Below are 12,066 nucleotides of genomic sequence, written 5' to 3'. Positions count from 1 at the left end.
CTTCAGTCGACCTTCAGGCCCGCGAGTTCCGGCTTGGCGGGCGGATAGGCCGGCTTCATGGCGCTGAACACGGCGAACAGGATCTCGGCGACCATCAGGTTGCGGTGCGTCTTCGAGTCCGCCGGCACCACGTACCAGGGTGTCTCGGGCGTGCTGGTGGCCGCGATGGCGTCCTCGTAGGCCGCCATGTACTCCTTCCAGTACTTGCGCTCGGCCAGGTCGGTGGTGTCGAATTTCCAGTGCTTCTCGGGATCGGCCAGGCGCGCCTCCAGGCGCGCTTTCTGCTCTTCCTTGGAAATGTGCAGGAAGCACTTGACGACGGTGGTGCCGGTCTCGGTCAGCATTCTCTCGAAGTCGCGCAGCTGCCGGTAGCGGCGCTCGCATTCGGCCTTGTCGATCCAGCCGTGCACGCGCGTGATCAGCACGTCTTCGTAATGGCTGCGGTTGAAGACCACGATTTCGCCGCGCCGCGGCACCTGGGCATGGACGCGCCACAGGTAGTCGTGCGCCAGCTCTTCCGGCGTGGGCGACTTGAAGGCGACCACGCGGATGCCGAGCGGGTCGAAGGTGCGGAACACGCTGCGCACCGTGCCGTCCTTGCCGGCGGTGTCCATGCCTTGCAGCACGACCAGCAGCTTGCGCTGGTGTTCGGCATAGAACACGTCCTGCATGGCGTCGAGTTTCTCGCAGATATCGTCCAGGCGCGCCAGGTCGGCGGCCTTGTCGCCGCTCGAGATGGGCTTGGCGCCGGCGGCGAACTCGGCAAGACGAAAGTCCTTGCCATGGGTGATGCGGAAATTCTCCAGCGTCATCGTGCGCTCCAAGGGCGCGCCCCGCTTGCCGCCAAGTGGCGAAAGGGGCGCCAAGCCCCCATGATCAGACCGGCAGCCGGTCGAGGTCAATGCTGCCTTCGAATACCGTCGTGGCGGGGCCGGTCATCAGTACCGGGCTGGCGCCGCCGGCCCAGGCGATGGTGAGGTCGCCGCCGTGCGTATGCACCTTGACCGGCGAGTCGAGCAGGCCGCGCCGGATGCCGGCCACCACCGCCGCGCAGGCGCCGGTGCCGCAGGCCAGCGTTTCGCCAGCGCCGCGCTCGAACACGCGCAGCCGCACCGTGCCGCGCTCGACGATCTCCATGAAGCCCGCGTTGACGCGCTGCGGGAAGCTGGCGTGGTGCTCGATCAGCGGGCCATCCTGCAGGACCGGGAAGTGCTCCACGTCGTCCACCACCTGCACTGCGTGCGGGTTGCCCATCGACACCGGCGTGATCCATGCGGTACGGCCGTTGACCTCGAGCCCGTACTGGGTGTCCTCGCCTTCGCTGCGCTGCGGCAGGCCGGCCGGAACAAAGGGGACCTGCGCGGGTTCCAGCTCGGGCGCGCCCATGTCGACCGTGACCTGTCCGTCGTCCTGCAGGGTCAGCGTGATCAGCCCTTTCATCACCTGGACGCGCACCGAGCGCTTGTCGGTCATGCCGCGGTCGGACACGAAGCGCACGAAGCAGCGCGCGCCGTTGCCGCAGTGCTCGACCTCGCCGCCGTCGGCGTTGAAGATGCGGTAGCGGAAATCGGCGTCATCGCGCGTGGCGGGCTCGACCACCAGCATCTGGTCGGCGCCCACGCCGAAATGACGGTCGGCGAGCGCGCGCCACTGGGCCGGGCTCAGGTCGATCTTCTGGTGGATGCCGTCCAGCACGACGAAGTCGTTGCCGGCACCCTGCATCTTGGTGAACTGGAGTTTCATGTCAGCGATTGTAGCCCGCGCCCGCCGGCACCGCCGGCGCGGCCGCGGGCCGGTCTCAGTAAACTTCCGGCTCGCCCGGAGGACGGTGCTTGAAACGCTTGTGCACCCAGTAGTATTCGGCGATGCGGGGGCGGATGCAGTCTTCGAAGAAGGCATTCATGCGCCGCGTGTCCTCGCTGACGTTCTCGCCCGGATAGCCGTCCCAGGGCGGGAGGATATGCAGCACATAGCCGCCGTAGTCGGGCAGCATCTCGGTATAGATCGGCACGACCTTGGCGCCGGTCAGCCGCGCCAGGCGCGCCACCGAGGTCAGGGTCAGCGCGGGCACGCCGAAGAACGGCACGAACTCCGAATCGCGTTCGCCGAAGTCCATGTCGGCGATCAGCTGCAGCGCCTCGCCCTTCTTCAGGCAGCGCAGGATATCGCGCGCGCTGTCGCTGCGCGAGATCATATTGGCGCCGAAGCGGCCGCGCGCCTCCTTGAGAAAGGCGTCGAACAGGCGGTTCTTCTGCTGGGTGTAGAGCGAGGCGCCCGAGCGGCCCACGTGGTCGCGCAGGTGGATGGTCAGGCGGATGGCGCCCGCTTCCACGCCCGACAGGTGCATGGTGACGAGGATGTGCGGCGTGCCGTCCAGCGCCACCAGGTCGGCCTGGTCATCGATCTGCACCCAGCGGCGCATCTGTTTCTCGCTGCCGGTCCAGAAGATGCCGCGCTCGGCAAAGCTGCGGAAGACCTGGCGGAAGGTCTGGCGCGACAGCGCCTGGATCTCCGCCTCGCTCTTGTCGGGAAAGCACAGCCGCAGATTGGTCTCGACCACGCGGCGGCGGCTGCTCGGCACGCAGTGCAGCAGGCTGCCGAGCGCTTCGCCGAAGCGCGCGACGAGCGGATAGGGCAGCTTGCCCAGCACGCTCAGCAGGCCGATGCCGAGCCGGGTCAGGACGCGGCTCATGGGGTGCTCGGGTCGGTGGCGGCCTGCGGCGGCAGGCTGGCGCCCGCCGGATGCTTGTAGCGGTTGTAGCCCCACAGGTACTGGGTCGGCGCGTCGGCCACCAGCGATTCCACGGTGCGGTTGATGACGGCGGCGGCGGCCGACGGGTCGTCGGGCAGCATGCCGTCGATCACGCGCAGGTGGGCGCGGTAGCCGCCGCCATGCGGCAGGCGCTCGGCGAACACCATCACGATCGGCGCGCCGGTGAGCTGCTGCAGGCGCTGTACCAGGCTCATGGTGTAGGCAGGCTTGCCGAAGAAGGGCGCCCAGGCGCCCTCGCCGGCGCTCGGTACCTGGTCGGGCAGGATGCCGACTGCCTGGCCGCGCTTGAGTGCCTTGACCAGCATGCGCACGCCGCGCGGGGTGGCCGGCGCCATGGCGATGTTGTCGCGCCCGCGCATGCGTTCGACGAAGTCGCGCAGCCAGGGCTGGTGCGGCGGCTTGAACAGGCAGGTTACGGGACGGCGCAGCGCGTAGGATTGCGGCAGCACTTCGAAGCAGCCCAGGTGGGGCGTCAGGATGATCAGTCCCTTGCCGTGCGCATCCTGCAGCCTGTCCAGCTCGGGCCAGACGCGGTCGTTGAAATCATAGAGCTTCGCCTTGAGGGTCTTGCGGCTCCAGAAGTAGGGCATCTCCAGCATCATGCGGCCCGTCGAGCGCGCGGCATCGGCCAGCATGGCATCGGTGGCGGCCGGGAAGGCCAGGCGGAAGTTCTCGTCGAGCCGGGTGGCATAGCGGCCGGGCAGGCGCGCTGCCAGCAGGCCGAGGATGCCGCCGGCGGCATGCAGCCAGCGCAGCGGCAGCCGGGAGATCAGCCAGAACAGGAAAGTCATCGTTTCGGTAGGCCGGGTAGGTCGGTCTCGCCGCCGCGCTTGCCGCGGGCTGCGCAGGGCGGCGTGGCGGCCGCCGCGCCGGCGAGGGCACGGTGCAAGGCAGCAAACAGGCGCGTATAATAGCGCGTATCGCCGAGTTAACTGACAACTTGCGGGGCGATACCGCTCTACCCGGGCGGAATGTAAATACCGCTAAAGCGTCGCCGCTGGAGCTGACCAGGCTGGCACGCAATAGCCAACCTGGAGAATAAGTTCGTGGCAAACGACTTCCTGTTCACTTCGGAATCCGTTTCCGAAGGCCATCCCGACAAGGTCGCCGACCAGATTTCCGACGCCATCCTGGACGCCATCCTGTCCCAGGACAAGTATGCCCGCGTCGCCGCCGAGACCCTCTGCAACACCGGACTGGTGGTGCTGGCCGGCGAGATCACGACGACCGCCAACGTCGACTACATCCAGGTCGCACGCGATACGATCAAGCGCATCGGTTACGACAACACCGACTACGGCATCGACTACAAGGGCTGTGCAGTGCTGGTCGCCTACGACAAGCAGTCGCCTGACATCGCCCAGGGCGTCGACCGCGCCTCGGACGACTACCTGAACCAGGGTGCCGGCGACCAGGGCCTGATGTTCGGCTACGCCTGCGACGAAACCCCGGAACTGATGCCGTTCCCGATCTACTACGCGCACCGCCTGGTCGAGCGCCAGTCGCTGCTGCGCCGTGACGGCCGCCTGCCCTGGCTGCGCCCGGATGCCAAGTCGCAGGTGACCGTGCGTTATGTGGACGGCAAGCCGCACAGTGTCGATACCGTCGTGCTGTCGACCCAGCACTCGCCCGAGATCAGCCAGGCCCAGATCCGCGAGGCGGTGATCGAGGAGATCATCAAGCCGGTGCTGCCGGCCGAGATGCTGAAGGAAACCAAGTACCTGGTGAACCCGACCGGCCGCTTCGTCATCGGCGGCCCGCAGGGCGACTGCGGCCTGACCGGCCGCAAGATCATCGTCGACACCTATGGCGGCGCCTCGCCGCACGGCGGCGGTGCCTTCTCCGGCAAGGATCCGTCCAAGGTCGACCGCTCGGCCGCCTACGCCGCCCGCTACGTCGCCAAGAACGTGGTGGCCGCAGGCCTGGCGCGCCAGTGCCAGGTGCAGGTCAGCTACGCCATCGGCGTGGCGCGTCCGATCAATATCACGGTCTACACGGAAGGCACGGGCAAGATTTCGGACGAGAAGATCGCCGAACTGGTGCAGGAGCATTTCGACCTGCGTCCGAAGGGCATCGTGCAGATGCTGGACCTGCTGCGCCCGATCTATGAGAAGACCGCCGCCTACGGCCACTTCGGCCGCGAGGAGCCGGAGTTCTCGTGGGAAGCCACCGACAAGGCCGCCGCGCTGCGCGCCGCTGCCGGCCTCTGAGCCGCTGACGGCCTGGCCGGGACTGCTCCGGCCTGACGCCATCAGGCGCGATCAGACGTCACCCGACGCCGCCCCCGGGGCGGCGTTTTCGTTTCAGCCGCGGGCGGCCGGGACGCCGGCGCCCCTCTTGTCCGAGGTCAAGCGGCGCACGCGGCGCCGGCGCCGCTCCGGATAGGGCGGGGTAGAATGCCGCCATCGCGTGGCCGGGCCGCGCCGCCGCGCGCGCGGTGGTTGCCGTGCCCACTGCCGGCCGCCAGCCCATCAAGGATTGCCATGGCTACTGCCCAGACCCGCGCCCCGTCGCCGGCCGATCGTTCCCAGGCCGCCGCGCCCGCGCTCGACCTGATCCGTCCCCAGCCCTACACCGATTGGCAGCCGCAGGTTTCACCGGCGACTGCGGCGGCGTTGCGCCGTGAACTGGAGCAGGGCTGCGTGCTGTACTTTCCCGAGTTGAAGTTCCACTTCGAGCCGGGCGAGGAGCGCTTCCTCGACAGCCGCTGGTCGGACGGCAAGTCCAAGAACATCAACCTGCGTGCCGACAGCGGCGCTGTGCGCGGCGCGGTGGGCAGCGCAGCCGACCTGGCCGCCATGTCGGCGCTGGTGCGGCGCTATGCCGAGTACAGCGAGAAGCTGGTGCTGACCCTGTTCCCCGAGTACGGTCCGCACATGAAGCGCGCCGGCACCTCGCTGCGGCCCAGCGAGATCGCCGGGCGGCCGGTGAGCTGGCGCAAGGACGATACGCGGCTGCACGTGGATTCCTTCCCCTCCAATCCGCTGCTCGGGCAGCGCCTGCTGCGCGTGTTCCACAACATCGACCCGGACGCGCCGCGCGTCTGGCGCGTGGGCGAGCCCTTCGGCGACTTCGCGCGCCGCTTCGTGCCGCAGACGCGCGGCATGTGGCCGGGCCAGGCATGGCTGATGAAGCAGCTCCACATCACCAAGCGCAGGCGTTCGGAATACGACCACCGCATGCTGCAGCTGCACGACCTCGCCAAGGCCGACCTGGACTACCAGGCGCAGGTGCCGCAGCAGGAGTTCCACTTCCCGCCCGGCTCGACCTGGATCGTCTTCAGCGACCAGGTCCTGCATGCGGCGATGCGCGGCCGCGCGATGATGGAACAGACCTTCTACCTGGCGCCCAAGGCCATCTCCGACCACACGCATTCGCCCGAGGCGGTGCTGTCGCGCATGCTCGGACGGCCGATGCTGGCCGGCTGAGCCCGCCCGCGCCGGGCCGGCACCATGCCCCGGCCGGCACCCGTCCCCGGCTTGTTCCTCCCGCCGTGCGAACGCCCGCACAGCGGCGCTCGTGCATGACCCCGGTGCCATTCCCAGCAGCGGCGCGAACGCCTACACTGGTTCTCGTGGCGCATGCGGTCCCGACGGCAAGACCGCGGGGCGGCGCCCGCACCGGATGACTGCCTTGCAGGACAAGGCGGCGCGCAGGCGGGGGAACAGATGGAACGCGAATTCGATTTCGTCATCGTCGGCGCAGGCTCCGCTGGCTGCGCCCTGGCGGGACGCCTGGCGGACAGTGGCGGCGACAGCATCGCCCTGGTGGAGGCCGGAGGGCGCGACCACCACACGCTGGTGTGGACGCCGGCCGGCTACGCCGCGCTGCTGCCCCGCGCGGGGGCACGCAACTATGGCTATGCCACGGTGCCGCAGCCCGGCCTCGACGGCCGCCGCGGCTACCAGCCGCGCGGGCGTGGCCTGGGCGGCAGCTCCTCCCTCAATGGCATGATCTACCTGCGCGGCCGCCCCGGTGACTACGACGACTGGGCCGCGGCGGGGTGCGATGGATGGTCCTGGGACGACGTGCTGCCTTACTTCCGCAGGGCCGAATGCAATGTGCGCGTGGACGGGCGCGACGACCACCCGCTGCACGGCGGCAGCGGACCGCAGCAAGTAAGCGACCTGCGCACGCCCAATCCCTTCGGCCAGCGTTTCATCGAAGCCGCGCAGCAAGCGGGCTATCCGTACAACGACGACTTCAACGGCGAAACCCAGCAAGGCGCCGGCTGGTACCAGGTCACGCAGCACGGCGGCGAACGCTGGAACGCAGCGCGCGCCTATCTGCACGGCGGCCGCGGCGGCGCGGCCTGCAACGGCGGTCGCGCCAACCTGCACGTGCTGGCCGGCCTGCCGGTCCTGCGCATCGCCTTCGCCGGCCGGCGCGCCATCGGCGTGATGGTCCGGCAGGACGGCCGCGAGCAACTGATCCGGGCGCGCCGTGAGGTGATCGTCAGTGCCGGCGCCTTCGGTTCGCCGCAACTGCTGATGGTCTCCGGCGTGGGGCCGGCGCGGCACCTCGGCGAGTTCGGCATTCCCATGGTGCACGACCTGCCGGGCGTTGGCGGCAACCTGCAGGACCACCTCGGGGTGGCGCTGCACAAGCGCGTGGGTTCGCCGGAACTGTTCGGGGTGTCGCTGGGCGGCGTGTTCCGCCTGCTGGGCGAGATCCTGCGCTACCGGCGCGACCGCAGCGGCATGCTCAGCTCCAACTATGCCGAGGCCGGCGCCTTCGTGTGCAGCCGTGCGGGGCTCGACGAGCCGGATCTGCAACTGCATTTCGTCGTCGCCATGGCCGACGACCACCTGCGCAGGATGCACCTCGGCCACGGCTATTCCTGCCACGTCTGCCTGCTGCGGCCGCGCAGCCGCGGCGAGGTCAGGCTGGCCTCGCCCGATATGCGGGCTGCGCCGCGCATCGACCCCGGCTACCTGTCCGACGTGCGCGACCTCGACGATCTCGTCGCCGGCGTGCGCATCGTGCGCAGCATCTTCGCCATGCCGCAGCTGGCCGCACTCGGCGGCAAGGAACTGTATTCCGCCGGCCTGCGCGCCGATGGCAGCGACGACGATGCGGTGCGCGCCTTCATCCGTGCCCGCGCCGACACCATCTACCATCCGGTCGGCACCTGCCGCATGGGCATGGACACGCGGGCGGTGGTCGATCCGCAACTGCGGGTGCGCGGTGTGCAGGCGCTGCGCGTGGTCGATGCGTCGATCATGCCGACGCTGGTCGGCGGCAGCACCAATGCCCCGGCCATCATGATCGGCGAGCGCGCGCACGACCTGATCCGCTTCGCGCCGCACGTCACGCTGCGGCTGCCCGAGCCGGCGCTGGAGGCCTGAGTCGCTACGCCCGGATGCCGACGGAGCGGCGGGGCAGGGTGCTGCGGCACCGCGCCCCATGCCTCGGTCCGGGCCGAGGCTCCGCTCAGGCCGCGGCCAGGCGGAAGGCGCCGACCGCCTCGCGCAGCTTGGCCGCCTGGTCGTCGAGCGACTGCGCCGCGGCCGCGGCTTCCTCCACCAGCGCGGCGTTCTGCTGCGTGACCTGGTCCATCTGGCCGACCGCCTGGTTCACCTGGGTGATGCCCGCGCTCTGTTCGCCGGAAGCGGCGGCGATCTCCGCGATGATGTCCGACACGCGCTTCACCGCCTGGCGGATCTCCTCCATGGTGCCGCCGACGCTCTCCGCCTGCTGCGAGCCTTCACGCACGGTCGTTACCGAGGTGTCGATCAGTTCCTTGATTTCCTTGGCCGCGCTCGACGAGCGCTGGGCCAGGCTGCGCACCTCGCCGGCCACCACGGCGAAGCCGCGCCCCTGCTCGCCCGCGCGCGCGGCTTCCACCGCTGCGTTCAGTGCCAGGATGTTGGTCTGGAAGGCGATGCCCTCGATCAGTCCGGTGATCTCGGCGATGCGGCCGGCGTTGTCGCTGATGGCGGTCATGGTGCTGGCCATCTGCTGCACCGAGGCGCTGCCTTGTTCGGCCACGCTGGCGGCATTGGCGGCCAGCGAGCTGGCCTGGCGCGCGTTGTCGGCATTGTGCTTGACCGTGGTGGTCAGCTCTTCCATGCTCGATGCGGTTTCTTCCAGCGACGCGGCCTGCTGCTCGGTGCGCGAGGAGAGATCGGTGTTGCCCGCGGCGATCTGGCTGGCCGCCACCGTCACCGACTCGGTCGAGCGCCGCACTTCGCCCAGCGTGGCGGCGACGCGCTCCACCAGGCGGTTGAAGGCGTCGGCGGTACGGCCCACCTCGTCCAGCCGGCCCACCGTGGCGCGGTGGCCGAGGTCGAGCGTCGTGCTGACGTGTTCGAGCGAGCCCTGGATCTGTGCCAGGCTGTCATGGATGCGGCGGTAGAGCGAGAAGGCGAGCACGCCGGTGATCAGGATGGCCATCGCGATGGCGATCGAGAAGGCGCGCACCGCGAAGGTGTAGGCGGCCTTGTTGCTGGCGACCAGCTCGGCACCCATGCGCGCATTGTAGTCGCCGTGATCGAGGATGGCCTTGCGCAGCGCGGCGGAGGCCTGGTCGAGTTCGCCGCGCACCAGCATCAGGTGCGTTTCGGCGTCGCCGCTGGCGCGCGATTTCTCCAGGAACGGTCCCTGCGCGGCGCGGTAGCGCGACATGGCTGCGCGGTCGGTCTCGAGCATCTTGCGGTCGGTGTCGTCGGAGATGTCCTCGCGCTCGTACTTGGAGAGGGCGGTCTCGAAGCTCTTGGCGGCATCGGCCAGCATGCCTTCTGCTTCGCTTTTCAGTTCCGGGGTATCGGCGAGCGCATGGCGGTAGAGCGCCACCCGCATGGCCGTGACGGCGCGCTCCATGGTGTCGAGGTCGCGCACGCTGGTGAGGGTGTTGTCGTTGAAGTACTCGAAGCGCTCTTCCGAGCGGCTCATCTGCCAGATGCCGCCAAGGCCGACGAAGAGCAGTGCCAGCAGGGCCAGCGACAGGGTGAGCAACAAGCGTTGGGACAGGTTCATTGGGGGAACGGATGCGAATGCAGCGCCGCCTCGTGTGACGAATGGGATCCAGGCGGCGCTTTTTATTGTTTCAGCTTGCCGCTACCACGTGACGGTTTACGGCGTGCCGCCCCTGCCCCTGAAGTGCCATCTCGTTCCGGATACAAAAGGGCTCGCCGCGCCACAGGAAAACGGGGCGCTCGCGCGCCCCGTCCTCGTCTCATGTCTCAGCGTGGTGTATCGGCGGCAGCCGCGGCCCGCTTCAGGCCGGCCAGGCGCGTGCCGCCACGCGGCGCAGTGTCTCGGGCGGCGCATCCAGCGTGCCGAAGACGCGGCCGTGCTGGTGCCCGAGCCGGCTGGCGACGAACAGTGCGGCGCTTTCGGCATCGGCATGGGCCAGCATCAGCGCCGCCTGCGCGGTCAGCACCAGCCCCTGGGCGAAACGCCGGGCACCGGCTTCGAGCGTGTCGGGCGCGGCGCGCAGCTGCGCCTGCAGCGAAGCCAGCTCGGCCCGCACCGCCGGGTGGCCGCCCGCGCGCTGGGCCAGGTCCTGCAGCAGCCGTGCGCCGTCCTCCGGGCTGCGCTGCAGCGCACGCAGCACATCCAGGCACATGATGTTGCCCGAGCCTTCCCAGATCGAGTTGACCGGCGCCTCGCGGTACAGGCGCGCCATCGGGCTCTCCTCGACGTAACCGTTGCCGCCCCACACCTCCATCGCCTCGCCGGTGGCCTCGATGGTGCGCTTGCAGACCCAGAACTTGGCGGCGGGCGTGACCACGCGCTTCCAGGCCGAGGCCAGCGCGTCGCCGTCGGCGCGCTCGAAGGCATGGGCCAGTTCCATCATCAGCAGCGTGGCGGCGGTGCTTTCTAAGGCCAGGTCGGCCAGCACGTTGTCCATCAGCGGCTGGTCGGCCAGCAGCCGGCCGAAGGCCATGCGGTGGCGCGCGTGATGCAGGGCCTGCACCAGCGCCGCGCGCAGCAGTGCCGCGCTGCCGATCACGCAATCCAGCCGCGTGTAGGTCGCCATCTCGATGATGGTGGGGATGCCGCGCCCTTCCTCGCCGATCAGGATGCCGGTGGCGTCGCGGAACTCGACTTCGCTGCTCGAGTTGGAACGGTTGCCGAGCTTGTCCTTGAGGCGCTGGATCTGCACCGCGTTCTTGCTGCCGTCGTCGCGCCAGCGCGGCACGAAGAAGCACGACAGCGGCCCGTCCTCCGCGCCCACGCGCGCCACCACCAGGTGCGCGTCGCACATCGGCGCGGAGAAGAACCACTTGTGGCCGGTCAGCGCGTATGCGGCGCCGCGTCCCTCGCCGCGCAGCGGGCGCGCCACCGTGGTGTTGCTGCGCACGTCCGAGCCGCCCTGCTTCTCGGTCATGCCCATGCCGATCATGATGGCGCGCTTGTCGCGCCAGGGCAGGTCGCGGGCGTCGTGCTCGGCGCTGTACAGGCGCGGTGCCAGTTCGGCGAACAGCGCGCTCTCCTTGGCCAGCACCGGGATGCTGGCCAGCGTCATGGTGACCGGGCACAGCGAGCCGGCCTCGACCTGGGCCTGCAGGAAATAGCCGGCGGTGCGCGCCGCCCAGGCGCCCTCGCGCGGCTGCGAGAACGGCAGCGCCTGGAGCTGCTGGCCGCGCAGCAGGCCCAGCAGGCTGTGCCAGCTGGCATGGAAGTCGACGCGGTCGATGCGCTCGCCGGTGCGGCTGTGGGTGTGCAGCTCCGGCGGGTGGCGGTTGGCCTGCGCGCCCCACTCCAGCACCTCGGGCTGGCCCAGGCGCGCGCCGAAATCCTCCAGCGCGCCGGCATGCCAGGCGCCGCCCAGCCGGTCCAGCGCGGTCCGCAGCGCCGGGTCGGTGGCGAAGAGGTTGTACCCGGACAGCTCGGGCACCTGGTTGAACACGCGGTGCGTGGCGGCGTCGGTCATCTTGTCCTGTCTCCTGGCTGAGGGGCTGGGGCTGCGTTGCGACGGTCCTGCTGCTGGCATGGTAGGCCATTTGCCGGACATTCCCGTAAGGCGGCGGCCGGCGGCGCGCTGTCCGGCCGCCGCGCGTGGCGGCACTGGTGCCACCGCGCGAGCCTGCATGGGTCCATGGCGGCACGCGGGGTGCCCCCGCAGCCGCTTGGTGGCGGCACCCCCGGCGCGCTGCGTCCCGCGGGCGCGCCGTTTCGAAACAAGGCTGGCGCCTGCACCCCGCTTGTGCTTAAATTGAGCCCGTTGGATGAAACAGGGGTGCCGCGCGGATGGGCCGTGCGGCTGAGAGAGTCCCTTCGAACCCGATCCGGCTAGTACCGGCGTGGGAAGTTTCATGTAAGCCGAACCGCTCTGCCTTTCGCAA

Annotated in this window: 9 protein-coding genes and 1 riboswitch; of the genes, 3 read left to right on the top strand and 6 right to left on the bottom strand. The window is 69.7% G+C overall.

What is annotated here, in order from left to right:
* Positions 1–2: 2 nt before the first annotated feature.
* The 4 genes from BKK79_RS09435 to BKK79_RS09420 all read right to left on the bottom strand — a co-directional run bounded on the left by BKK79_RS09435 (position 3) and on the right by BKK79_RS09420 (position 3,564).
* Positions 3–812, bottom strand: coding sequence for a polyphosphate kinase 2 family protein (locus tag BKK79_RS09435; RefSeq protein WP_071010778.1), 810 nt, complete (start codon positions 810–812; stop codon positions 3–5).
* A 64-nt stretch (positions 813–876) separates the two neighbouring features.
* Positions 877–1,743: a diaminopimelate epimerase gene (gene dapF / locus BKK79_RS09430; protein ID WP_071010779.1), complete on the bottom strand. Its 867-nt coding sequence runs from the start codon at positions 1,741–1,743 to the stop codon at positions 877–879.
* A 55-nt stretch (positions 1,744–1,798) separates the two neighbouring features.
* A complete protein-coding gene (locus tag BKK79_RS09425; RefSeq protein ID WP_071010780.1) occupies positions 1,799–2,692 on the bottom strand; it encodes a lipid A biosynthesis lauroyl acyltransferase in 894 nt (297 codons plus the stop codon).
* Positions 2,689–3,564: a lysophospholipid acyltransferase family protein gene (locus BKK79_RS09420; RefSeq protein ID WP_071010781.1), complete on the bottom strand. Its 876-nt coding sequence runs from the start codon at positions 3,562–3,564 to the stop codon at positions 2,689–2,691. Before BKK79_RS09420 ends, BKK79_RS09425 begins: the two co-directional genes overlap by 4 nt.
* Positions 3,565–3,819: 255 nt before the next feature.
* On the opposite strand from BKK79_RS09420, the gene metK reads away from it, so the two are divergent.
* The 3 genes from metK to BKK79_RS09405 all read left to right on the top strand — a co-directional run bounded on the left by metK (position 3,820) and on the right by BKK79_RS09405 (position 8,121).
* Positions 3,820–4,983, top strand: a complete 1,164-nt coding sequence (metK, locus tag BKK79_RS09415) for a methionine adenosyltransferase (protein WP_071010782.1) — start codon at positions 3,820–3,822, stop codon at positions 4,981–4,983.
* A gap of 273 nt (positions 4,984–5,256) precedes the next feature.
* Complete coding sequence (locus BKK79_RS09410; RefSeq protein ID WP_071010783.1) at positions 5,257–6,201, top strand: Kdo hydroxylase family protein; 945 nt, start codon at positions 5,257–5,259, stop codon at positions 6,199–6,201.
* Between the two features lie 240 nt (positions 6,202–6,441).
* A complete protein-coding gene (locus tag BKK79_RS09405) occupies positions 6,442–8,121 on the top strand; it encodes a GMC family oxidoreductase (RefSeq protein WP_071010784.1) in 1,680 nt (559 codons plus the stop codon).
* 85 nt (positions 8,122–8,206) lie between these two features.
* Here BKK79_RS09405 and BKK79_RS42055 read toward each other — a convergent pair whose 3' ends face one another.
* Both BKK79_RS42055 and BKK79_RS09395 read right to left on the bottom strand, forming a co-directional pair.
* Entirely contained in the window at positions 8,207–9,751 is a 1,545-nt protein-coding gene (locus BKK79_RS42055) for a methyl-accepting chemotaxis protein (RefSeq protein ID WP_071037585.1), read from the bottom strand.
* Positions 9,752–9,992: 241 nt separating this feature from the next.
* The gene (locus BKK79_RS09395; protein WP_071010786.1) at positions 9,993–11,654 is read right to left on the bottom strand and encodes an acyl-CoA dehydrogenase family protein; all 1,662 of its coding nucleotides are present in this window, start codon (positions 11,652–11,654) and stop codon (positions 9,993–9,995) included.
* Between the two features lie 292 nt (positions 11,655–11,946).
* A riboswitch (TPP riboswitch) is annotated at positions 11,947–12,048 on the top strand.
* Positions 12,049–12,066 lie beyond the last annotated feature (18 nt).

It is taken from the genome of Cupriavidus sp. USMAA2-4, assembly GCF_001854305.1.
Classification (GTDB): Bacteria; Pseudomonadota; Gammaproteobacteria; order Burkholderiales; family Burkholderiaceae; genus Cupriavidus; species Cupriavidus malaysiensis.
This window is presented reverse-complemented; position numbering and strand designations above follow the sequence as displayed.